The following is a 25,479-nucleotide window of genomic DNA, read 5'->3' as shown; positions in this document are numbered from 1 at the left end:
CCAAGTGCAATACACAATGCACTGATTATAATTCCTGTCACACCTAAAGATTCCATATATTCACTAAAGTTGTGCAAATAAATTCCTAATAGCAACAAGCATAAGCCAATAGCAATTGATGTTTTTAATAGCAATATTATCTTATTTTCTGACATACCATTCTTTTACAATTAACATATTCATAATACTTAGAGTGTTGTGCAATAAGTACTTATCAAAACCTAAATACCTTTATACTTTAATAAGCCTGAATTTAAAAAACAAACATCATACCAATACCTGTAGCATCTTCAGCTAAGCTAGTGGTGTTTTCAGAAAGGGTTGAATCATCAATTTTGCTTTCTACATAAAGATAAAAGTTCTCATCCCAATGATATTTCGCACTAACAATGTAATACTGCTTATGAAACGTACCATCAGAACCAATTGCTCCTGTAGAATTATCTTTTAAAGAGTTATATCCAAGAATTACAGATATATCATTTTCAAAACGATATGATGTCAGCAACTCAATACCTGAAGATTTGCTCATTATTTTACCGACATCATTGATATCATGATATTTCATATCTGTATAAACAGCTGCAATATGTAAACCTATATTATCAAAAGTTTTGTATGTAACATGCACGGTAATTAATTCATCATCAACAGCATTTGTACTTTGACCATTAGCGCTTAATTTAATTTTTGCTTTGTTATAAGCAAGACCTAAGCCGATATCATAAGGCGCTTGATAGATAACTGAAAATCCAAAAGAGTTACTAAAATTCAAAACTGCGGATAATTCTTCACCATTTTCTCCAGTTGTATGTAATTCATCTTCAGAAGCTAAATACTGAGCACCAAAACTAACATTTTGAAAGTTATACCTATATTGTAAAGCCTGCTCTGCCCTACCACTACCTGAAAAACCGCCATCAGTACCAAAGTTATAGGTTCCAGAGGCTTCAGCACCAAAGATTTCAAACCAGTCTGTGACACCACCAACATCATATGAAACCCCCCACTGTTTACCTAAGGTAAGCTGACCATAATTGTCATGATTAAAGCCGACATAGCCTTGCCTTAACCATAAGTTATCAGTTGCTGGCCCAGTACTTGTTAAACCATTGTGGTTTACAATTATTTTGTCATCGGTGTTTGAAAGTTGAATACCCCATTCGATTTTTGCTATAGCTTGCCAGTCATCTTTCATTTTATGTGAGAAATCAAAATAAAAACGCGAAAAACCATCATTAACTTCTTCAAAATCTTTATTTCTTAGGTAATAAATAGACAAGTTGCCTTCAAGATCAAAAGTACTTTTGCCATTATTATATAATTCTAATCCTTGTGCAGTTGGTAAAGCAAAAACTGAAATAGCACTTAATACAAATGAAAACCGATTGAAATTCATAAATAATCCTTTTAGTGAGTCTAATAAGTACGTGCTATTACAGCATCATGTTAATGTAGCAAATTAAGACATTGCTGCAACTAAAGCTTCTACAGGGTGTCGTGCTTTCTTCTCTGAGAATCTTTTTACTTGGCTTCGACAAGAAAAGCCTGTAGCAAGTACCTGTTTTGAATTAAGTTCTTCCAGCTTTTTCTGCCAGCTTAACTCAAAAAGTCCCTTAGAGTTTTCTACATTTGAACCTTCATGGCCATAAGTACCTGCCATACCACAACAACCGACTGCCACTTTATCTAATGATAAACCAAAGTGTTTATATATTGTGGTCCAGTCATTTTCACTGTTAACTAATGCTGTTTTTTCGGTGCAATGAGAGAATAATTTAAATGACTCTTGTTGCTCAGAAGAAAGAGTTACCGACTGTGTTACCTGTGGATTATCATTAATATAAGAAAGTAACCATTCGTGTGCGAGCTGTACATTAAAATCACCGCGCTTATCAGACAGTATTTTTTTATACTCATCTCGATAACAAAGTACCATCGAAGCATCCATACCAATCATAGGAATTGATAACATAGCGAGTTGATTCAAAAAATCACTACTTGATTTAGCTGTTTTAGCAAACTTAGTTAAAAACCCTTTAACATGTTGCGCTTTTCCATTTGGCTTAAACGGTAATAATATCGGCTCTAAACATAACTTTTTAATTAAAGCCATCATCGATTCTACGGTTTTTGCATCATAGTAAGAAGTGAATGGGTCTTGAACAATAAATACATACTGTTGGCGTTGCTTAGCTGTTAACTGTCGAAGTTTGTCTAAATCAAAGCCACAATAGCCTTTTTCTTTAACCTGTTCGGCCAGTGTTGGTACTGATAATAAAGGCGTATCGACATAGCCAATCACTTTGCTTGATATTTTTTCATAAGCTTTAGAAGATAATACGCCATTCACAACCTTAGGTAACTTAGCCATTAATGGTGCTAATAATTCAACATTCGCCACTAGGTGATCTTTAATTGGCCTTGGATAGCGAGAGTGATATAAATTAATAAAACGCGCTCTAAAGTCTGGTACATCGACTTTTATAGGACATTGACTAGCACATGCTTTACAAGCTAGACAACCTTGCATAGCTTCCATCACTTCATGAGAAAAGTCCTGACTGTTATCAAGACGATTAACTTTAAACTTTTCTAATGCAGTGTTTAGTAATTTTTTTACAGACCAATGGTTTATATCTTGTTCAAGGGCTAGTACATCGACACCTTGTTTTTCTAGCAAACGTAACCATTCTCTCATTAAGCCTGCCCTGCCTTTTGGCGAATGTCGGCGATCTTTAGTAATTTTACTCGAAGGACACATTGGGCTATCAGTGTCATAATTAAAACATAAGCCATTACCGTTACAATCTAATGCAGCATTAAAACTGTCTTTGACGGTTACTGGGATTTGTCTATCATAAAACCCTCGTTTAACGTCATCCACACTCACTAATTGTTCATCAGATTCAATCGGCGTACAAATTTTACCGGGATTCATTTTATTGAATGGATCAAAAACCGTTTTAATGTTTCTTAATTCTAAAAACAATTCTTCGCCAAAGAACTCAGGCCCGTATTCGCTGCGATAACCTTTACCGTGCTCACCCCACATTAAACCACCATATTTAGCTGTTAATTTAACAACTTCATCTGATAGTGTCCGCAGTAATTTCTCTTGGTTTTCATCACACATATCAAGCGCAGGTCTTACATGCAATACACCTGCATCAACATGACCAAACATACCATAATGTAAATTATGCCCATCAAGTAATGTTCTAAACTCTGCAATAAAGTCGGCTAAATTTTCTGGCGGCACTGCAGTATCTTCAGCAAAGGCTAAAGGCTTTTCTCTACCCTGAGTATTACCTAGTAAACCAACCGCTTTTTTGCGCATAGCGTATATTTTATTAATGCTTGTTAAATCAGAAGTTACTTGATAACCAATAACGCCTAAATTATCTTTTTCACTAGCGACTAACTTATCTAATGAAGAGGTTAAAACACTAACTTGCTCAGCTAACCCTTCAACGCTATCGCCATTAAATTCTACAATATTAATACCGTCCATGACTTTATTTTCAACATCACTAATAAGGTCACTTACTGAATGCCAAACAATATCTTGCTTAGCAAGATTTAATACTTTGCTATCTATTGTCTCAACAGAGGTTGCTTTAGCTTCAACTAAATGGGGAGAGTGTCGTAATGCAGAGTCAAAGCTATAGTATTTAATATTAATTAACGTTTTAGCGGCTCTAATAGGGGTGATGTTCAGTTTTGCTTCACTGACGAAGGCAAGTGAGCCTTCAGAGCCTGTAATTAAGCGAGATAGGTCGACACCTACTATGTCATCATTTTCAGTTTGAATAACATTCTCAAGATCATAACCTGTTAAAAACCTATTTAATCGTGGAAATTTGGCTAATATTTTTTCTCGTTTATCTACACATGAAGATAAAACTTGTGACATTATTTTACCAAGACTTGTTGGCTCTTTAGCTAACGCTTGAGCTTGTGATAATGTCATTGGGCTTGTTGCTAAACTTTCACCATTTGCGAGTACTGAGTTTAACCCTAAAACATGATCTGACGTTTTGCCATATACTAACGACCCCTGACCTGATGCATCAGTGTTTATCATACCGCCAATAGTAGCTCGGTTACTGGTTGATAAATCTGGAGCGAAGAAAAAACCATAAGGTCTTAAATAATCATTAAGCTGATCTTTGACTACGCCCGCTTCAACTTTGACCCAGTTTTCATCAACATTTATCTCTAAAATACGGTTCATGTATTTAGATAAATCAACAACAATACCGGGGGTTAAACTTTGTCCATTGGTACCCGTACCGCCACCACGCGCACTAAACTTTATTTCAATAAACTTATCTTTACTCGCTACGTTAGCAATAATCGCTAAATCTTGATGACTTCGAGGGTGAAGTACTAACTGGGGTAGCTGTTGATAAATACTGTTGTCAGTAGCAACCGCCAACCGACTACTGTAACTGGTATTTATATCACCAGTAAACTGACTTAATTTAATGGCTTGAACAAAATCTTCATAAACAGGAGAAAGGTGAGCACTTATATCAATATGGGGCAACATAATCAGGGGCTTTTTTAAAATTTTAACAGGACATTAACGCGAGTATATCATGTAGAAATTGAATTTTTCCTCTAAAAGTGACTATTTATGCATTGTATACATTTATTGATGAATAAAAGGGTTCACAGTTGAAGTAACTCAATGTAAAAACTAACTACCAGGCAATAAAAAACGCCTTAACCAATGAAAGTTAAGACGTTTTAACGACAGTAACTTAGAAAACTAACTATGAAGTAGTTTTCATCTGTTCCGCTAAATATAGCCATGTAGGTAAAACAGTGTCAGGGTTTAGTGAAACACTGTCTATTCCCTGCTCTACCAACCACGCAGCAAAATCTTCATGATCTGATGGACCTTGACCACAAATACCTACGTATTTTCCACGTGCTTTACAGGCTTTTATCGCCATAGAAAGTAACGCTTTTATAGCTGGATTACGCTCATCAAATAAGTGTGCAATTAAGCCTGAATCTCTATCTAAACCTAACGTTAATTGCGTTAAATCATTTGAGCCAATAGAGAAACCATCAAAATAATCAAGGAACTGATCAGCTAATAAAGCGTTTGATGGTAATTCACACATCATAATAATACGTAAACCGTTCTCACCTCGTTTTAAACCATGTTCAGCAAGAATATCAATGACCGCAGAAGCTTCTTCTAACGTTCTTACAAACGGGATCATGATTTCTACGTTCGTTAAACCCATTTCATTACGCACACGCTTGATAGCTTCACACTCTAAAGCAAAACAATCTCTAAAATCTTGTGAGATATAACGAGACGCACCACGGTAACCAATCATCGGGTTTTCTTCTTCAGGTTCAAACTCTTCGCCGCCAACTAAGTTAGCATACTCATTTGATTTGAAATCTGACATACGCACAATAACCTTTTCAGGGGCATATGCTGCTGCAAGTGTTGAAATACCTTCGGTAAGTTTAGCAACATAAAACTCAACAGGGCTGCTATAACCTGCGATAATATCTTTGATCTCATCTTGTAAGTCAGCTGATTGACTATCAAAATTAATCAATGCTTTAGGATGTACACCAATCATTTTATTAATAATAAATTCAAGACGGGCTAAACCAATACCTGCGTGAGGTAAACGAGCAAACGCAAATGCTCTATCTGGGTTACCCACATTCATCATTATTTTTAAGGGTAAATCTGGCATTGAATCAATTTCAGAGGTTGTTACCGTGTAATCCAATTTACCTTGATAAATGAAACCTGTATCCCCTTCTGCACAAGAAACAGTTACTTCATCACCCGTTGATATAACTTTTGTTGCGTTACCACAACCAACAACAGCAGGTATACCCATTTCGCGTGCAATAATGGCCGCATGACACGTTCTTCCACCACGATTGGTAACAATCGCTGAGGCACGTTTCATGATAGGTTCCCAGTCAGGGTCTGTCATATCAGTTACTAATACATCACCTGGTAAAATTTTATCCATTTCCTCAAGTGAAGAAAGTACTTTTGCTTCACCACTACCAATTTTGTGACCAATCGAGCGACCTTCACAAATAACATTTGCTGTAGATTGTAATTGGAACTGTTCCATCACATTAGCATTTTCACGACTTTTTACTGTTTCTGGACGTGCTTGAACAATATATAGTTTATTATCTAAACCATCTTTTGCCCATTCTATATCCATTGGGCGGCCGTAATGCTTTTCAATAATCACTGCCTGTTGCGCTAACTGTTGCACTTCATCATCAGTTAATGAGAAGCGATTTGAATCTGCTTCATCAATATCAATTATTTCAACTTGCTTAGAGTGTTCTTGGCTTTGAGAGTAAACCATTTTTATCGCTTTACTACCAAGGGTTCTGCGAACAACCGCTGGGTTACCTTTGGCTAAGGTTGGTTTATGAACGTAAAACTCATCTGGATTTACTGCCCCTTGAACAACCATTTCACCAAGGCCAAAGCTTGAAGTGATAAATACTACGTCTTCAAAGCCAGATTCAGTATCAATTGAGAACATGACACCTGAAGATGAAATATCACTTCTTACCATACGTTGAATACCCGCAGACAAGGCAACACCGCGATGATCATAACCTTGATGTACGCGATATGAAATAGCTCTATCATTGAATAAAGACGCAAATACGTGCTTGATAGCCACCATCACAGCGTCTAACCCACGTACGTTTAAAAAGGTTTCTTGTTGTCCTGCAAAAGATGCATCTGGCATATCTTCGGCCGTTGCAGATGAACGTACAGCAAATGAAGCATCATCAGCAAAACCTGCTGCTAATTTATCATAAGCTAACTCGATATCACGCTGCATTTCAGGTAAGAAAGGTGTATCAATTATCCATTGTCTAATGGTTGCACCACATTCAGCTAACGCATTAACATCATCAACATTAAGCGTATCAAGTAGCTTATATATTTTTTCATTTATGCCACTTTGCTCAAGGAATTCATTAAAAGCAAATGCTGTCGTAGCAAAGCCACCAGGCACTTGCACACCAACATTGGCCAAATTTGAGATCATTTCGCCCAGTGAAGCATTTTTTCCACCAACACGTTCGACATCATTCATTCCTAGGTGTTCATACCAAAGTACGTTCTCTTGCACAACTCATCTCCAAAAGGATTAAAATAGTTAAATTAGGGTTTCCATTTTAAACAACCTATTAATAATAGTTTTAAAACTGAAAACTTCTCAAAAAATACCTCTTTATATTCAACGGCTATCATTCTACACTGCCCTATATCTAAAAAGAATCACAATTTAGTATAACTAGGTAAAAGTTTTCATAAGGAACTTCAAATGCGCTCCGCTTTTTATATCTCTGATGGTACAGCAATCACTTCTGAAGTGTTTGGTCATGCATTATTGTCACTTTTCCCCACAGAGTTTGAACACCACACTATCTCTTTTGTAGAAACCATTGAGAAAGCCAATGAAGCGAAAGAAACCATTAATAAAGCTTATAAGCGCTCAGGGCAACCGCCTTTAGTTTTTCACACATTTGTTAACAACGATATTCGTGAAATTATTGATAGCTGCGATGGTGTTATCTATAACTTTCTAGAACATTTTGTTTCCCCATTAGAAAAAGAGCTAAAACTTGAAGCAAAACCTAAAGCGCACAGAACACACAGTATTCATGAAAATAGTTACGACTACAGAATTGAAGCCGTTAACTATGCTCTTGCTAATGATGATGGCTCAAACGTCAGCAACTATGAACATGCAGATGTTATTTTGGTGGGGGTATCACGCTCAGGGAAAACACCAAGTTCACTATATTTAGCGCTTCAATACGGCATTAAGGCTGCGAACTACCCTTTTACTGATGATGATATGGAAGAGTTAAAGTTACCTGACTTTCTAAAGCCCCATAAGAAGAAAATATTTGGCTTAACAATTGATGCTGACAGATTAATGGATATCCGTGATGGTCGAATGGCAAATAGTAAATACGCTTCTGCTAGACAATGTCGTATGGAAGTGAGAGAGGTAGAGAAACTTTATAAAAAAGAGAAGGTACCTTACCTCAACACGACTAAGTTCTCTGTTGAAGAAATTACCGCGAAAATCCTTTCTGCCACAGGTCTGCAAAGATATAAATACTAATTTGTACTAATTCATATCAACTAATGTGATTAATTATCAGTAAAACGGTTCACATTAGTTGTGAATTTAGCTATGTTAGCGGCATAGATTATACTGTGCTGACTTTGATATATTCTTAATATACCTTCTGTCTCAAAGAAAATAGCGCCATAACAAACATAAGATTTTCATGACTATTAAAACAGACGAATTACGTACGAGCCTAATTGAAAATTTAGCCTCGCCCGCTGAGCTTTCTGAGCAAATTCCTTTAACAGAAAAAACAGCTGATTTTATTATTGAAAGCCGACGTGAAATTGAAGCGGTAATAAACGGAAGCGACAAACGTCTACTTGTTATTGTCGGCCCATGTTCAATTCACGATACTGAAGCAGCGATTGATTACGCTAAAAAGCTAAAAATCTTACGTGAAAAATATAAACATGAATTACTTATTGTTATGCGTGTATATTTCGAAAAACCACGTACTACAGTAGGCTGGAAAGGTTTAATCAGTGACCCTGACCTGGATAAGTCATTCCAAGTCGCAAAAGGTTTAAAACTCGCTCGTAATTTATTAGTCGATATAAACGATCTTGGCTTACCCGCAGGCACAGAGTTTTTAGATATGGTGACAGGCCAATATATATCTGATCTTATAAGTTGGGGAGCTATTGGCGCTAGAACGACTGAAAGCCAAGTGCATAGAGAATTGGCCTCTGCTTTATCATGTCCTGTTGGTTTCAAAAATGGTACCGATGGCAATGTAAAAATAGCTATTGATGCTATAAAAGCGTCAAGCGTTCCACATGTATTATATTCACCCGATAAAAGTGGCCAAATGTGTATTTATCAAACACATGGCAACCCTTACGCTCATGTCATATTGCGCGGTGGTAAAGAGCCAAATTATCATGCTGAAGATATTAACTCGACATCAGAACAGTTAAATAAAGCTAACTTACCTGAAAGTATTATGGTTGATTGTAGTCATGGAAATAGCTACAAAGACCACAACAAACAGGTTGATGTAGCAAAATCATTAGCTGAGCAAGTTATTAATGGTGAGCAAAGTGTCTTTGGTGTGATGATAGAGAGTTTTTTAACCGCCGGCAATCAAGCGGTAAAACCAGGAGAACCGTTAGTTTACGGGCAAAGTATAACTGATGCATGCGTGGACTTAACTGTCACTGAAGAAATATTTGCATTACTCGCTGATGCCGTGAAAAAGCGCAAATAATTACAATAAATATCGAACACAAAAAAGGCGATGGTAACATCGCCTTTTTACTTATATTTTGTGACCCGTCCTAAATAAGGATTATCACGATAGCATTATGATCTATCGTCGATTACTTAATCTGGGAAATTAAGCCATCACTTGCCGCTTCAATTAAATCTAATACATAATCAAAGCCTTTTGCGCCGCCATAATAGGGATCAGGCACTTGTTGCTCTTCTAACTCAGTAGCAAAGTTTAAGAATAATTGGTTTTTATATTGAAGCGCTTTGGGTGAAACATTGTTCATGTTAACTAAGTTATCATCATCCATAGCCAAAATTAAATCAAACTTATCAAAATCAGCTACTGTTAACTTACGTGCTTTAATTCCATCAAAAGAATAACCGCGCGCTTCACCCGCTTTTAATGAGCGATGATCTGGTCTTTCTTTCGCATGTGCCCCTAAAGTGCCTGCAGAATCTATAAACAAAGAAAGACCTTGCTCTTTCGCTTTATGACGAAATACCGCTTCAGCACTTGGCGAGCGACAAATATTGCCCATACAGACGAATAGTACGGATTTAATTCCTTTTAAACTCATATCGTTTGACATATTACCTGCACCAATAAAAATGAATAAATCTTAATACCTTCAATAAAATCAGTAGGTTGTATTAAAGGCTGATTAAATAAATATCTATTTTGAGCGATAAAATTAAAAACGTAAAGACTATTTACTCATTTCTATTAATTTTTTGATATTTTTATCAACTAAAGTTCATCATTGAGGAGTAACACATCAAACTATTTATCGAAAAATTTATTTAGATACCGCTACTTTTGTAAATAAAGAAAGGTATTAAAAGTTACTGACTGATATTTTATAGTAAAAAAGTTATGCCTGATAAAGACACCTAATTATTGCTTTCAATCTTAAATTTATAATTTATTTAAATACTGAACTAAAGCTCTGCCAACAGCAGCAGCTAAATTCACCGGAACCGCATTTCCAATCTGTTTATATACTGAAGTCAAAGATCCTTCAAAGCGCCAATCATCAGGAAATGTCTGAATTCTTGCATACTCTCTGGTTTGCAAAGGCCTAGTCTCTATAGGGTGGCATCTTTCTGTTTGATTTTGAGCAGGAGACGTTGTGAGTGTTAAGCTTGGCTCATCTAAAGAAAGTCTTCTAGCCATGCCGGTCTTACCTCCACTTAAATAAAAACTCTTTTTCATATATTCTTTCTGCAAATCAAGTGGTAAATCTTTCCAATATCCTCCTTGAGGTACGTGAGACATAATCTCCTTTTTCCTCTTGGGATATTCCTGTCCTTTAGATTTAATTACATCAGAATTAAAAAGTTCGCCTTTAAAAAGTGCATCTTTTAACGTCATGACTTTATGATATGGTGAAGGCCAATCAAATTTAGGCTCTTCTCCATTTAAAAGATCTTTTCTAATACCGACTAAAATTAAGCGTTCTCTTTTTTGTGGAACTTTATAAAAAATAGATTTTAAAACTTTAGGTTCAACTAACGCATAACCTAATTCTTCAATAACATTTTTAATTGTATTGAGAGTATTACCATTATCATGAGTTAATAATGCTCTAACATTTTCTGCTAAAAATATTTTTGGATTTGTTTCCTTAATAGCTCTTGCCATTTCAAAAAACAAAGTTCCTCTAACATCCTCAAATCCTAAGCTTTTACCTGCATAAGAAAATGCTTGGCAAGGAAACCCCCCTGTCAATAAATCAATTTGATCATGGTAATTAGAAAAGTCGACTTGAGAAATATCACCTTCAACAACATTCCAATCTGGTCTATTAGCTCTTAGAGTAGCACAAGCATTTTTATCAAGTTCATTTAATAAAACGGTATTAAAACCAGCTTGCTCCATTCCTAAAGCTAGTCCACCTCCACCAGCAAATAATTCTAATAAATTATATTTTTTATTAGGTTTTATTAAAAGTTCTGACTCCCATGTTGAATTTATCAAACTTTTTATTTCAGGGAGATGTGACACTTGCTTTTCAGATATCAAGCCAGATTCTTTGCATTGGATGAGTTCACCTTTCTTAACTTTAGACTCTACAGATCGCTTAGGAAGTGAAAGGACATCTGCTAAAATTTCTAAAGTATAAAAGTTCTCAAAAGTAGTTTGTGTATTTAGCATATCTTACGAACCTAAAAGCTGTATATAAAAACAGTATAGCATAAATTTATTATTTATCTTTTAAATTAAAATTTTCGAAGCCATTATATTTATTGAAAGAAAGTAAATATATACTTTTAACTAATTCTGGTGATAACTCATTTAATTCATCAAAAACAGTATTTCCAATTGTACCTATTTGAGATTCTTTAGTAACATTCTCTATGACTAAGGGTAAAACTTCACATAACTTTTTAAATGCATCAGGTATACCTGTTACAATCTCATAAAATCTATCTATTGATGTCCTTCTGATATTCTTATTAGAAACTTGTTCACCATCCAAACTAATCTTCCATGGAATATCTTGGCTATTTTTTGCAATAACCTCCACTAAGTAGCAAGTAGCCTCATCATCTCTTAATATCTTATTTTGCATTTTAATATAAGTTTTTTGAGATGAAGCTGAATTCATAGTGTTATGCTTATTTTTCATTTCAACGAAGATTTTTTTTTGCTCATTAATAGCATCGAACCCTTGCTTAGGTACATACCACCCTGAAAAATAATTAAAAATATTTTGATGAAAATAACCAATATGGTTGGTATTTGATTTATCAATTTGACGAAGAGCTTCTGACTCAATTATATCTTCAATACTTTTACCATATACCTTAGAATCAAAACTTAGTTTTATAGGGTCTATCAAATTTTTATTAAACTGCTCTAAATTTATCGAAAATCGATATTTAGAAATTGTTTCTTTGACATGTTTAACTAAATCCTCATCAGAAATAAAACCTAATCCGTACATATATTTTTAATTCCATATTCTTGTTATAAAAATCATCTAATTAAAAGAGCTTTAAATTATAGCCTCTACTGCTAGAGGGGGATTATATATTAATTAGCGAATCTAAACATTAACAACAAGTTTCTACTTTCTTATAAAATAAACTTGAAAATATGAAACTTAATTATGGTAAAAAGGTAAGTACACTACTTGAAGTAGTGAAAAAGATGATATTATGAGCTAGAGAGTTATAGTCTGAGCTATTGTAAATAGTTTTTAGAGAAGTTAAGCAAAGTGGTGCCTTTAAGCGAAATGTTGACAAACATACCCACTATAGTCGTAATCATTATTCTCCAGATAATATATATGTAGTAAAATTATAATTTTAGCCACCTAATTAAAACTGATAACTTAGTCTATTTCTTCAATTGTAATTCCAATGAGGTAACAGTCCTTACTTTCTTCTTCAATACGTACTACTTTACCGCTTACGTCTAATGCTTGAACTTGATTACTTGCAGAATCCACTTTCACTCTAACATGGGTTGATATTTCCAGTGGATGTTCCATTTCCACTGCCATACCTGTAGCACTTAAATCTCTACAAGTTGCTGAAAGTTGAGAGTTAACCTCATCATCTAGTATTGTTAGCACAACTTCAGTGTTCAACATCATTCGATAAAAATTACGTTTATCATCATAACTATTCATTACCACTCCTTTAGAATGTAAAACAACTGTGAACAGTTATACTGAGCCAAAATCGCGCTGTCAATAAACTTAAGTAAATTCCTGCTATTTCCCTATTAAATATCCTGCACTTAAATTAAACAGCAAACTCTTTTAAATGGTTAAGTATTCGTTTGACCGAAATAGGCGCGGCAGTTCCTAAATTTTGTGCAAATAATGATATACGTAGCTCTTCAATTAACCACCTTGTCTCAAGAAGAGCAATATCTAGTGGCTTATCTTTACGTTGTTTGGCTATTAATGCGTCGTAGGCGCCTTGTACTTTAGTCACTTCTATTAACTTCAATCTATCTTGGTTAGGATCAATCGGGAGTTTCTCAAGTCTTCTGACTATTCCTTTTAAATATCGAATAATATCATCAAGCTTAGCTATACCACTTTTATTAACAAAGCCTTTAAAAATAAGCTGTTCACTCTGTTGCTTTATATCACCGTGTGATTGAATCACAGTAAGCGAGACATTACCTTTTAGCTTCTTACCAATATCATGACGTAAACTAAGCGCCTGTTCGACTTTAATCGCAGCTGCTAGCACAGTGTCTGCAATCTCAGCTCTAACAAAGTCACTACAGTGTTTGAAGTCTTTTTCTGTTCTAGGTAAAGATTGACACCTATCACCCTGTTTCGATAGAAATGCCATAACCAAATGATTACAGGCTGCTTGAATACAATCTTCTAGCAATTCATTAATTGAACCAAACGGATTAAAATATAAACCTAGCTTGGCTTTGTTAGGTAGCTTTTGTTGTAGGTATTTAATTGGCGAGGGAATATTTAAAAGAATTAAACGTGTGATACCCGCTAACATTGCTTGCTCTGCATGCTCTTCTTGCTCAAACAATTCTATTGCAACACTTGTTTTATGATCAACTAAAGCAGGAAACGCTTTAATAGAAATATTTGCTACTTTTTTCTCGTAACCTTTTGGTAGTTCTTTAAAATTCCATTGCTTAATGTCAGTTTTTTCAATACCTTTTTCTGCAACCTTTTTAATTGATGCTTTTACTTTTCCTTGAAGCTCAACCTTTAAGTCATGTAAATCTCTACTTTGATTTAATAACTTACCTTGTTCATTTACGACTTGAAAGTTCATAGTTAAATGGGCAGGTAAAGCTATTTCATTCCATGCATCATCAGGCAATCTAACACCCGTCATACGAAGTAATTGTTTTGCTAGACTATCGGTAAAGCTCCCTTCAAATTCAGGCATATTATCTAAACACGCTTGGGCATAATTTGGTGCAGGTACAAAGTTACGTCTTAACGTTTTAGGTAACGCTTTAATTAACGACACCGCTAAATCAAAACGTAATGCTGGGATCAACCAATCAAAACCTTCAATTTGCACCTGATTTAAAAGGGCAATTGGAATAACAACACTGATACCATCATCAATGTCACCAGGGCTAAAATGGTATTTTAATGGTAGTGTTAAACTTTGCTGTTGCCACGTGTCAGGGTATTCTTTTTTAGATAAGGTTGTAGAAGTTTCATTAAGTAAAAATGCTTCGGTGAAGTTTAATAATTTAGCATTGCGTTGTTTTTCTTTTTTCCACCACGCTAAGAAACTACGTTGACATATGACTGTGTCAGGCGTTTTTTCTAGATAAAACTCTATCAATTGCTGTTCGTCTATTAAAAAGTCTTTACGGCGCGCTTTTTGCTCTAACTTTTCAATATTCGCCACTAATGTTTGGTTATGCTTTAAAAAGTCTTCTTTAATAAAACAATCGCCGTGCACTAACGCTTCTTGAATAAATAATTGGCGACAGGTGTCAGGTTCAATTTGGTTAAAGTTTACTTTACGTTTACCGACAATTACCAAGCCATATAAGGTGACTTGTTCAAATGCCATCACCGCGCCTTGTTTTTTCTCCCAATGCGGTTCACTATAACTTTTTTTAATGAGGTGCTTTGCTAGTGGTTCTATCCATAACGGATCAATTTTCGCGTTCATACGAGCGAATAACCGACTAGTCTCAACTAACTCTGCCGACATAATCCATTTAGGTGGCTTTTTCGCTAACGTAGAGCCAGGAAACACAAAAAACTTACTACCACGTGCTCCCTTGAACTCTCTGTTTTCATCTTGTTGACCCAGATGACTTAATAAGCCTGATAAGAGTGCTTGATGTACTGTTGTTAACGATTTATCCGTACCTTCATCTTCAGATTTCTTTTTATCTTTTTGATGAGGGTTTTCAATCACTTTAAAATGATAGTTAACGGTTGACAATGCTATTTTTTGCTCTTTAAGCGTTAACTTTAATTGACTAAAAATATCCTGCCATTCTCGAATTCTTACATACGATAGATATTCTTTTTGACACAGTTTACGAAATTGATTTTGCGAAAGTTCGCCCTGCTGTTCGGTTACATAACACCATAAGTTAAGCAAACTAATAAAATCAGATTGTTTATCTTTAAATCGACTGTGTTTTTCATCACTCGCTTGTTGTTTTTCGTGAGGTCTCTCTCGCGGATCTTGAATGCTTAAAGCACTCACTATAATTAATACCTGCTCCAAACAACCAAAATCAATGGCACTCATTACCATTTTAGCTAATCGAGGATCTATTGGAAATTTAGACAACAGCCGACCAGATTTAGTTAACTGAGTATGAGATTGGTTAGCATGCTTATTTTTACCTGTTGTCGGTTTTATCGCTGCGAGCTCTTCTAATAATCTTACACCGTCATTGATATTGCGATTATCTGGAGGCTCAACAAAGGGGAATTGACTAATATCGCCAAGATCTAACGCCAGCATTTGCAGAATCACTGTAGCAAGGTTAGTTCGAAGGATTTCAGGATCGGTAAACTCAGCACGATTAGTAAAGTCTTCTTCGCTGTAAAGGCGAATGCAAATACCTTCAGAAACACGACCACAACGCCCTGCTCTTTGATTTGCGCTCGCTTGAGAAATAGCTTCAATGGGTAAACGCTGAACTTTAGTACGGTAACTGTACCTCGATATCCTTGCAGTTCCTGGATCAATAACATATTTAATACCCGGAACGGTTAAACTTGTTTCTGCTACGTTGGTTGCTAAAACAATATTTCGGCCACTATGTGCTTTAAAAATACGGTTTTGTTCTGCTATGGTTAAACGAGCATACAAAGGTAAAATTTGTGTATGAGGTAAATTCGCCTTTAATAATGCTGCCGCAGTATCGCGTATTTCTCTTTCACCGTTCAAAAAGATCAGGATATCCCCCTGACTCTCATGACTTAGTTCATCTACGGAATTTAGTATGCCCGAAACAATATCATTGCCCTCATTTTGGCGGGGTAATTCATCTTCTTCTTGAGCATCATCATTTAAAGGTCGATATCTTATTTCTACAGGATAAGTTCTCCCTGACACTTCAATAATTGGAGCTTCAATACCCGTTTGTGTAGCAAAGTGCTTTGCGAAACGTTGTGGGTCTATTGTTGCAGAAGTAATGATAACTTTAAGATCTGGTCGCTTAATTAATATTTGCTTTAAATAACCTAAAATAAAATCAATATTTAAACTACGTTCATGTGCCTCATCAATAATAATAGTATCGTACTGACGTAGTAATCGGTCTTTTTGCATTTCAGCAAGTAAGATACCGTCCGTCATTAATTTAATATAACTGCGTTCACTTACTTGATCATTAAAACGAACTTTATAACCAACTTGATCACCTAATTGAGTGCCTAGTTCTTCGGCAATTCGATTAGCTACTGTGCGAGCTGCTATTCTTCTTGGTTGTGTATGGCCTATTAAACCGTTTACACCACGCCCTAGTGCTAAACAAATTTTAGGAATTTGCGTTGTTTTACCTGAGCCTGTTTCACCGGCAATTATCACCACTTGGTTATCAACTATAGCCTGACCAATTCGTTCAGCACTGTCAGAAATAGGTAAGCCATCAGGAAAAGTGACTTTAGGTAAACTAGCAAGCTTTGCTGCTTTATCGTTTGCTGACTTGAGAATATCTTTATGAATTCTTTGCAAGGTGTTTTGCAGTTTAGTTATTTCATTTTGTTGTTCTTTTTGATTTTCATGTTGCTGTTGTTTTTTTATTAATGTTAATTTCTTTTTAACATCAACCAATTTTTTCTTAAGGCGTGGCACATCACATTGTTTAACTTGGTTTAACAAATCAAACAGTGGTTGTACATCAAGATTATTAGTTTTAAATTCAGACATAGACAAGATTCAGGATACAAGAAAGCAGACATGGCTATTTAATTCAGGTTAACTAGCCATAGAATAAAAGATGCATTTTAACAGTTAATATTTTGATTACCAGTGAGTAATGTTAACAGCACAATTTGTGATGTTAACTATTTTTGAAAGCATAAAAAGGTAAAAGCTCAATTTGCATAACAAATTGAGCTTTTACCTGATTAAGTAGGCGATACTAAATTCAAAAACCTATATAGCTGCGTGTACTTTATCATTAGCTAAGGAGGCTCTTCTATGGGTATCAAAAGCTCTTAATACTTCATTACGACTTATAGTACCAAGTAATGTACCTTCATCATCAACCACCGGATATAACTTAGGCTTACTTTTAAGCATTTCTTGAGCGAGTTCCAAAATTGAGTCGTAAGGTTTAACCGACAACACCTCTTTTCTCATTATATCACTGACATAAGCAGTTAACTCATTGTAATAAATAGTATCTAACATTTTAGAAAGCACGTCACTTTCAGAGATAAAACCTAGCAGCTTATGATTACTATCAATGACAGGGCCACCTATTTGTTTGGTTTTTAGAAAACGTAACGATGCATCCACCAATGCCATTTCAGGCGTAAAAGTAATGGGATAGTGGTTCATATATTCTTGTACTTTTAATGACTCCATCTTAATTCCTAGCTAATTTAAAGCAAATTGTATCAATACAACATATCTATATGTAAATGTAGATAACGCCTTGCAAAAAGACCAGTTTTTCATGAATTTATTGTGATTTTAGCCTTCACTGCTATTAACAAACCTACTAGCTTCAAATTAACTACATGACTCAATAAAAAAAATAACTGCTTAACCCGCTTAGTTATAATATTATGATAGCCTTCATCATATATAAATAATGGAAGCTTATAGATGTCTCAATCTCAATGTACTGGGTGTAATCACGTAATTAATGGCACAGTTAGAAATTGCCCCATGTGCGGTTCAACCATGAAAATAGTAAGGGAGTCAAATGAAAGGAATTGCCCAAGATGTAGAGAAACTTTAGAAATACATCAGTTTAACAAATTTCAAATAGATAGATGCACCCGCTGTGATGGCTTATGGGTAGAGCCAGAAAAGTTTAAGGTACTCACTAGTGAATTTGATGTTTATCGCGATGACACCTCTGAACCTAATTATATTAAAAAGCCAACTCCAAAAGCTGAAGCTTACTTACCTTGCGCTTGCTGTGAAAAGCTAATGACAAGGAAAAACTTTAAAGCGATATCAGGTGTAATTATTGATAGCTGCATTCATTGCGGCATATGGCTTGATAAAGGAGAACTAAATCAAATTAGAAGTTTTATTGCCAGTGGTGGTCTTGATAAAGCGCAAGATAGGCAAATAAGCCATAATAGTGAAAATATTGATATTCTAGAAGATAGAGTCTCTGATTTAGAAATGATGGAAAAAATGCTTAATAAGTTTAGCCCAAAAAGAATCTTTTTCCGTGGTTTTTAAGCAATGCTAAATAGCGAAAATTAGTGTTCGCAGCTTATAACTAGTTTTCAATAACAACGTCAATATTACACACTAATATTGACGTTATTCCCGCGTGATTCGTCAATGTTTTGCTGAGTTTGTGCTGTTTTTTCTGCTTGCTCAGCGTTTAATTGCTCTTGACGCTTTTGTTCATCATTATTTTTAGCCCGCTGAGCTTCAACTTGTTTATTCTGTTCTTTAAGAATATCTGCAACAGCATTTTGCCCTGATGAATTACTAACTGAAGAAACCATCATTCCTCCCATTTTACTGATTTAGCTTTATGGGTAATTATAGCACTGTACGAAATTAAAAGACTTTTGTTAAATAGCTGATAAAGGTGACGTCTTTAGAAGCTGTTTATATTTTTACACAAGCCTAAAATTACGATACTGTCCGTTAAAAATTATCTCTTTAGGTGAACTTAAAATGTTGCGACAACTTTTACACTGTCATCAACATTTTTCGCATCAATATACCCTATTATATTTGGGTTACTAGATACTAAGCTGATGACTTCCTGATCATTCATCATTTCTTTTGGTGGTTGTCCTTTACCTGTAAAGAGCAACTTTGACCAATACGCTTTTAACTGACTAGCAGATTTAGATAAGACTTTTTTATCAAATTGATTTTTGACATCTTGATCTGCATTTTGGGAAATAGGAATAACTGTCGCTCCCCCCGAAAATTTCTTCTGCTTTCCTAAAAATATCTTACTGATTTTGCTACGATCTAAGTCCGCAGAATTAGATGGATGGACAATAACAGCTACCTCGGCTAAGCAAGGAAAAGAAAATACAGCTAAAAGTATTACATTAATCAATTGTTTCATTATTATATTCCTTAAAAGACTATATCTACGCCAAAAAACCAAATAAAGTAATCATCGCTAAATGCGCAATTATCATTGCTAATAAAATACTACCTGAGCCATTTAACGCCCTTAAAGCTAAGCATTCATTTCCTTTACCTGCTCTTTGCCAAATTGGGCGAAAGACATAATGCGCCTATTTAAAATAACAAGTTCTATTAAAGACAAAGTAAACCGCTTTTAGATATTAAAGTTAATCTGAGCAAAATTTAAAAACGTGTAAAAATTATTGTTGATAAGTGATGACCACACTAAGGTCATCACTTCTATTTACACTAAATATAGACTAAGGAATTAAAATAGCTAAAATTATTAATAACATTAGAACAATAATTATAAATTACCTGAAAAGAAGCTCACACAAGCGACTTTTGATTCTGTAGACAGAAATGCTACAAAATAAAGCAATAAAAATGGAGCTTATAGCTCCATTATATAAATATGCCTAATGCCGTTAAACAATTATAAAGACTTAATCGTTAATGCTTACATAATCAGGTTGATAACCATTAGTGTGAACGGATAGACAATTATTATTAGCATCAGTAATCATCCACTTATTACCTGGGTAGCCCGTTTGTGTAACACGCTCACCTTGCGCTAAGGTTTTGTAGTAAATACGCTCTGCATCTTCATACTTTAACCAAAATACTTTTACGTCTGTTTCACGATTATTTGTAAATTCAATGCCGTAGTACTCATCAAACGTTTCAGCCGTTGAAGGCGCAGCATTACTGCAATCATTTTCATTTGCTTGTGCAATAATAACAGTCTCTTGATCGATGTAAGGACGTAAATGCGGAATTTGAGTAACAGCGGTAATGGTATGAGTACCAGGGCTTAACTCGGCTAATGCAGTGCTGCCATAACCAATATTCCCGTCAATATTTGATGACCATACAACATAACTGCTGATATCGCTGCCATAACGAATAGCTGATGCACTTAATGACACACTATTACCATTAATGTTATCAATATTGATATCAATACATGTTGCTGGGCCTGATGGTGCGCCGCCGCTTGGAATTTCGGCATAGCAAGTCCCTGCTGATGATTCATAACTAATTAAAGAAGTAGCTGCTAATACTAATAATGATGCGAGTTTATTTGACATATCCGTAATACCTTATAGTAAGAAAGTTAATCCTAAACCTGTTCGCCCCTTGTGAACCAAACAAAGTATACAAAATACAAAAGTATTTAAAAGCAAAACTCACTCGAGTTTTTTTTTGACATTCACATTAGTTATTTAAGGCCAAGAAAGTAAAAGATTCACAAAAATGACATTGTATTTTAATATAAAAATGAATAAGTTAAGAAATCATCAATTAACAATACTCTTGATAAAGTCAGGCAGTTCAATAAAAGAACTGTAACAAAAACATCACATGCTATACTCTCGTGGTTAAATAACTTTCAACTAAAAGTATCTATAAGTCATGAAGCAAAAAATAATTTATTTTATTATTGGAGCCACCGCAGGGTATGTTTCATCAACACTAGTTAATTATTTGAGTACTCCTCCTCTACGTCACTTCCCTGAACGTAATATTTTTCATAAAAACGAAAGTAAAATTCCCTCAACGGAAGAAGCGGCTCAAATACCTATTGAAGAAACTTTTTCAAAAGACATGTCGGCGCAGAAAAAACTAACGCAAAATGAAAAATATAAGAACATAGAAAGTGTTAATCATCATCAAGAACTTAATAGATTAAAAGAGACGATAAAAGAACTATCAGACGAGAAAGCAATTTTAGAAAAACAATATCAACTGAGTAACAATCGAGTAAACGAGTTAACTTTAGCTGTTCAAACACTTGATGAAAGCGATATTACTGACGCTCAAATGCTGGCACTTAAGCCTGATGGTTTTGAAGAATTCAGACGTCAGTTTCGTGGCAAACAGCGAGATGAAATTTATCAATTCCATCAAGAAGAAGCTGATTTAGACTGGGGTTATAACATGCAAACTCAACTATCTGACTTCATACAAACACATCTTAATGCCAGCTTTATCAATCTCCATGGCGTTACTTGCAAAGTAAAACGATGCGAATTATTAATCACCCAATTAGAAAACAACGCTTGGGAAAGCATAATAAAAGATATGGCAACACAAAAGTGGTGGCAGTTCAACTCAACGCATTCTTCAAGCAGGTCTAAAGATGGTGAACAGCACTCCTTTTATCTTTATTTAATACAGTATTAAATATCAACGCGGTTAACTACATTCAAGTATGCTAAACTCACGAAAAATTACACTATAGAATTCTATATAACCTTTTAAGGTACTCTCATGAAAAAAACATTTTCATTAACCCATGAAAAAATTAAAACTCCTCGCCTAGTTGATGCTATAAAGCATGAAGTAAAAAAATACCTCAAACGAGAACGAAATAAACAATTACCTGAAGGCGTAGATTTTTGGGATTTTGATTGCAAATATGGTGATAAAGAAAATGAAGCAGAAGTAGTGCATGTTTCAGCGTTAAACAAATCAATCGATAAAGCAGAGCAAGCTGGTCTTAAAAGCTTTTATATAGAAATTTTAGCTAAACCTGGCTATCGTAATAAGCAAGTTGATGCAGAACTTGGAGACGAGTAAATAAAAGTCGACTGCAATCAGTTAATGAGATGTTTATCATTATTATATAACTCAATTTTAACATCTCATTCAATTTTATTTTGTTGAATAACCTCTGCTTCCGCAGCTAAAATGATTTCTGTTAACTCACCCGTAGCTTGCATATTGATAATTGCTTGGTTAATAACAGGCACTAAGTGTTTATGTTTTTTATGAATATAATGAAAGAGTGGTAAACGAGCTAATGGATTTAACGAAACAATTTTTTCGTTTAAACCAAGCCTCGACAATGTTAAAGCACCATCAAGTGTATTCGTTAATACAACATCAACCTTACCATTAAGTAATAGTTTAAACATATCCGCTGTAGTACTCATGTCATAAACCTGACTAAGATCTTTCGTTATATTATTGGTATGCTTAACACCGCGTACTTTGCTCAACCTATACTTTTTAAGATCGTGTTGATTCTCAATTGTAATATTTGAATTTTTTAACACAAATGGCATTGTTTCTAAATAGTAGTAAGGTGTAGAGACTCGAATTGTATTAGGGTTTTCATCACCATAACTCCAGATTCTCATTATTTCTCCATCACTAACGCCTGAATTAGCAACGTATTGTGCCCGATTGCCCGGTAAAGGAGTGACTTCAGCTTTAAAGCCAATATTATTATAAATTTTAGGCAAAACAATTCGCCCTACTTCTTGCTCTATTAAAAATTCAATCGAAGCAAAGTGATATGTTTTGTGTGGTAATAAATCAGATTGAATTGATTTAGTCGAAACATCACTGTTAACTTCTGAGGCAATGACACAACTATTAAATAGAATAATCATGTTAATAATGGCATTCAATAACAACTTCACTGAATCTATAACCTCAAACTGATTGTATTAATGTTATTTATGTAAATCTAAAGGCATCACCGTTAGCACTTTAATAATATATTATTACTTAACTTACTATCAATAACCACTTCAGGGGGTAACAAACAAACTAATCAGTTAACATGCTTTAATTTAGGCATAGCAATTAAAGTATCGTAAAACGTCATAAATGAGCTAGAACAAAAAAACATATTTAAACATATCCGAGGGGCGGCATTGATTGTAGAGAGACCCTAATTAAAATCAATAACGATGTATAAACCGTTAAACTCGCCCTTCGGTAATGCATCGACACCATGATTACGTTATTAACTTTTTTGATATAGAATGACTATACTCACACAACTTTTATTCAAATGTCGCCCATGTAGCTCAAAGAGATTACTACTTTATTCAAAATGGAATTACTTATTTATAGGAAAAAAACCAAGGGTTTTCACTAGAAGTAATTCCCTGATGTGGATACCACCACATTTGCCAAATAGATATAAACCACATATATGCTGATGCGAAGGTATAACCGACACCTGCAATAATAGTTAACCAAGCAAAGCTAGGGTGTATTTTAGTTAGCCACCATGAAAGCACATCAAACAGTAAAAAAACAAACGGCATCACGATAATTAAGGTTTTCAACCACTTCTTAATACCGATAGTTAAACTAAAAATTAGCCCTACGAAAAAGAAGATAAATGCGATACCAAATAAGTGTATATGTGATACTCGCGTTAAAGAACTAATTGATGCACCATCATCTATCTGAGCAACAGCTTTTACTCCTTGATAAGTCCTAAAATCAGGTAAGCCAGGAATAACACTATGACATTGAACACAGTTATTGGAAAACTTCTGTTGAATACTCTCATCCCATTGAGCTTCTGACGAGCCATTTCTCACCCATTTAATAATATCCTGCCTGACAACTCTAGGGGCTTTGTCTTGCATAGAACCATATAACTTGTTCTCTAATTTGCTACTTTGTCTATCGCCATAATAACTATAAACAACATCATCTACCGATAAACCAAACTTACCATCTGCCATACCATGTGTTAGCAGTATTTGTCCTCCTGCAACTAATAAGCCGACACCTATCACAAGTAAATACCCAGTGAACAAAGCTCTTATAGTGCTATTTAAAGAAGGTAAATTAAAGCCCCCTGTTTTAGTGTTTTGCATTCTTATACTCCATATATTTTAATCCCAACCCTAATTACTGTTATTTCTGTCAAAAGAGAAATGACAAATTAAATTTTTAATGTCCCTGTTCTTTAGCCTACTTTATAAATAGGAAATCTTGATAAAGTAGCTTGTTATAATTCAGTGTTGCTAATATTATTTTTTAGAAAGCCATGAGGTTAACAGTGATCCCACTTTGAAAAATTTTACTAACAACTTACGATCCATCTGTTTCATCTGCTGATACCATTTACTCATGGTTTGCATAAAATCACTCATTTGTTGAAGTTGTTCAGAAACATATTCTGGTGTTTGATTGTCTTTTTTCGCTTCAGCGAGACACTGCTCTAGAATTTCTAATGTTGGATCGATTTCACGCTTTTTACGTTCCTCTGCTAAAATTTGCAGCATATCCCAACAATCTTTAATCGCAACAAAGTGATCGCGGCGATCGCCCAGCTTGTGGTTTAAGCTAACTAAATTTAAGGATTGTAACTCCTTTAAACTATTACTAGCATTTGAACGCGCAACACCTAATGTTTCAACTATTTGCTCGGCATTCATAGGATCTTTACTTAATACCAATAAAGCAAATATTTGAGCTACGGTACGATTTACGCCCCATCGAGAGCCCATTTCGCCCCAATGAACAATAAATTTTTCCATGGAAGGTGTAAGTTGCATAAAGTCTTTCTCTTATTTCTGTTTTAACAGAAATAAATGTAATCAAAAACTTGATCTAAATCAAGTTCTGTTTGTTTTTAATTTGATTAACTATTTTAGGCTCTGATCAGCAGACCAAAAATATATCATTAACCTGATAAAGGTTTTGAGTTTTATGCTCTGTTTGGCGTCCAAATCGACTGCATAGTTGCAGGAGTTAAAGCAACGCAAGAGCAGTTACCGAGGCGACTGCACCCAAAAAGAAATGGACACTGCCTCCTCTATCAACCTATCCTTGGAACCCCACGGAATCACTGCTCAGTGAAAGCATAAATAACCATTATGAGGTTGTAGTCAATACCTGATTTCCTTACCCAACAAAAGTCGTCCATGAAAAGCGGCAGTCTTCGCCATCCATGGCTCTGCTTGACTGACACTTTTCAAAATGGCGATTCATTCACTGAATTGGGAATTAGGGTGTTTAGAAATTTAAGTACTCAAAGAGCAACAGTTAT

General features: G+C 34.9%; 20 protein-coding genes. 5 read left to right on the top strand and 15 right to left on the bottom strand.

Annotated features, from left to right (window positions below; all coding sequences use genetic code 11):
• Positions 1-253: 253 nt before the first annotated feature.
• The 3 genes from D1094_RS16330 to ppsA all read right to left on the bottom strand — a co-directional run bounded on the left by D1094_RS16330 (position 254) and on the right by ppsA (position 7,163).
• Positions 254-1,399 carry a porin gene (locus D1094_RS16330; RefSeq protein ID WP_118961178.1) on the bottom strand — a complete coding sequence of 382 codons (1,146 nt, stop codon included), beginning with the start codon at positions 1,397-1,399 and terminating at the stop codon, positions 254-256.
• A gap of 63 nt (positions 1,400-1,462) precedes the next feature.
• Positions 1,463-4,555: an FAD-binding and (Fe-S)-binding domain-containing protein gene (locus D1094_RS16325; RefSeq protein WP_118961177.1), complete on the bottom strand. Its 3,093-nt coding sequence runs from the start codon at positions 4,553-4,555 to the stop codon at positions 1,463-1,465.
• Positions 4,556-4,781: 226 nt separating this feature from the next.
• Entirely contained in the window at positions 4,782-7,163 is a 2,382-nt protein-coding gene (ppsA, locus tag D1094_RS16320; protein WP_118961176.1) for a phosphoenolpyruvate synthase, read from the bottom strand.
• A 195-nt stretch (positions 7,164-7,358) separates the two neighbouring features.
• Here ppsA and D1094_RS16315 point away from each other — a divergent pair, with 195 nt between their 5' ends.
• Entirely contained in the window at positions 7,359-8,168 is an 810-nt protein-coding gene (locus tag D1094_RS16315) for a pyruvate, water dikinase regulatory protein (RefSeq protein WP_118961175.1), read from the top strand.
• Positions 8,169-8,337: 169 nt separating this feature from the next.
• Positions 8,338-9,387 carry a 3-deoxy-7-phosphoheptulonate synthase gene (locus D1094_RS16310; protein ID WP_118961174.1) on the top strand — a complete coding sequence of 350 codons (1,050 nt, stop codon included), beginning with the start codon at positions 8,338-8,340 and terminating at the stop codon, positions 9,385-9,387.
• Positions 9,388-9,499: 112 nt separating this feature from the next.
• On the opposite strand, the gene D1094_RS16305 is transcribed toward D1094_RS16310, so the two are convergent.
• The 6 genes from D1094_RS16305 to D1094_RS16280 form a co-directional block, all read right to left on the bottom strand.
• Positions 9,500-9,982 (bottom strand): low molecular weight protein-tyrosine-phosphatase, encoded by a 483-nt coding sequence (locus D1094_RS16305; RefSeq protein ID WP_259337991.1) that lies wholly within the window; start codon positions 9,980-9,982, stop codon positions 9,500-9,502.
• Positions 9,983-10,308: 326 nt separating this feature from the next.
• On the bottom strand, positions 10,309-11,547 hold the full coding sequence (locus D1094_RS16300) for a DNA cytosine methyltransferase (protein ID WP_118961172.1): 1,239 nt from the start codon (positions 11,545-11,547) through the stop codon (positions 10,309-10,311).
• 49 nt (positions 11,548-11,596) lie between these two features.
• Complete coding sequence (locus D1094_RS16295) at positions 11,597-12,340, bottom strand: Eco47II family restriction endonuclease (protein ID WP_118961171.1); 744 nt, start codon at positions 12,338-12,340, stop codon at positions 11,597-11,599.
• A 390-nt stretch (positions 12,341-12,730) separates the two neighbouring features.
• A complete protein-coding gene (locus D1094_RS16290) occupies positions 12,731-13,030 on the bottom strand; it encodes a PilZ domain-containing protein (RefSeq protein WP_118961170.1) in 300 nt (99 codons plus the stop codon).
• 115 nt (positions 13,031-13,145) lie between these two features.
• Entirely contained in the window at positions 13,146-17,252 is a 4,107-nt protein-coding gene (gene hrpA, locus D1094_RS16285) for an ATP-dependent RNA helicase HrpA (RefSeq protein ID WP_118961169.1), read from the bottom strand.
• A 228-nt stretch (positions 17,253-17,480) separates the two neighbouring features.
• Positions 17,481-17,915: a CBS domain-containing protein gene (locus tag D1094_RS16280; RefSeq protein ID WP_118961168.1), complete on the bottom strand. Its 435-nt coding sequence runs from the start codon at positions 17,913-17,915 to the stop codon at positions 17,481-17,483.
• A gap of 243 nt (positions 17,916-18,158) precedes the next feature.
• On the opposite strand from D1094_RS16280, the gene D1094_RS16275 reads away from it, so the two are divergent.
• On the top strand, positions 18,159-18,749 hold the full coding sequence (locus tag D1094_RS16275) for a zf-TFIIB domain-containing protein (protein ID WP_118961167.1): 591 nt from the start codon (positions 18,159-18,161) through the stop codon (positions 18,747-18,749).
• A 65-nt stretch (positions 18,750-18,814) separates the two neighbouring features.
• Here D1094_RS16275 and D1094_RS16270 read toward each other — a convergent pair whose 3' ends face one another.
• The 3 genes from D1094_RS16270 to D1094_RS16260 all read right to left on the bottom strand — a co-directional run bounded on the left by D1094_RS16270 (position 18,815) and on the right by D1094_RS16260 (position 20,761).
• Positions 18,815-19,024 carry a hypothetical protein gene (locus D1094_RS16270; protein WP_118961166.1) on the bottom strand — a complete coding sequence of 70 codons (210 nt, stop codon included), beginning with the start codon at positions 19,022-19,024 and terminating at the stop codon, positions 18,815-18,817.
• A gap of 170 nt (positions 19,025-19,194) precedes the next feature.
• Positions 19,195-19,605 (bottom strand): phosphate ABC transporter substrate-binding protein, encoded by a 411-nt coding sequence (locus D1094_RS16265; protein WP_118961165.1) that lies wholly within the window; start codon positions 19,603-19,605, stop codon positions 19,195-19,197.
• Positions 19,606-20,116: 511 nt separating this feature from the next.
• A complete protein-coding gene (locus D1094_RS16260) occupies positions 20,117-20,761 on the bottom strand; it encodes a hypothetical protein (protein ID WP_118961164.1) in 645 nt (214 codons plus the stop codon).
• A 325-nt stretch (positions 20,762-21,086) separates the two neighbouring features.
• Between D1094_RS16260 and D1094_RS16255 the strand changes: the two genes are divergently transcribed.
• Positions 21,087-21,857 carry a hypothetical protein gene (locus D1094_RS16255; protein WP_118961163.1) on the top strand — a complete coding sequence of 257 codons (771 nt, stop codon included), beginning with the start codon at positions 21,087-21,089 and terminating at the stop codon, positions 21,855-21,857.
• Positions 21,858-21,944: 87 nt separating this feature from the next.
• Entirely contained in the window at positions 21,945-22,253 is a 309-nt protein-coding gene (locus D1094_RS16250) for a DUF6172 family protein (RefSeq protein ID WP_118961162.1), read from the top strand.
• A gap of 65 nt (positions 22,254-22,318) precedes the next feature.
• Here the strand turns inward: D1094_RS16250 and D1094_RS16245 are convergent, their stop codons facing one another.
• From D1094_RS16245 to D1094_RS16235, 3 genes are all read right to left on the bottom strand, one after another.
• Entirely contained in the window at positions 22,319-23,101 is a 783-nt protein-coding gene (locus D1094_RS16245; protein ID WP_259337990.1) for an ABC transporter substrate-binding protein, read from the bottom strand.
• Between the two features lie 429 nt (positions 23,102-23,530).
• Positions 23,531-24,301: an elongation factor-1 alpha gene (locus D1094_RS16240; RefSeq protein WP_118961161.1), complete on the bottom strand. Its 771-nt coding sequence runs from the start codon at positions 24,299-24,301 to the stop codon at positions 23,531-23,533.
• 156 nt (positions 24,302-24,457) lie between these two features.
• Positions 24,458-24,985 carry a GbsR/MarR family transcriptional regulator gene (locus D1094_RS16235; RefSeq protein WP_118961160.1) on the bottom strand — a complete coding sequence of 176 codons (528 nt, stop codon included), beginning with the start codon at positions 24,983-24,985 and terminating at the stop codon, positions 24,458-24,460.
• Positions 24,986-25,479 lie beyond the last annotated feature (494 nt).

It is taken from the genome of Colwellia sp. RSH04 (assembly GCF_003545765.1).
Lineage (GTDB): Bacteria > Pseudomonadota > Gammaproteobacteria > Enterobacterales > Alteromonadaceae > Colwellia.
This window is presented reverse-complemented; position numbering and strand designations above follow the sequence as displayed.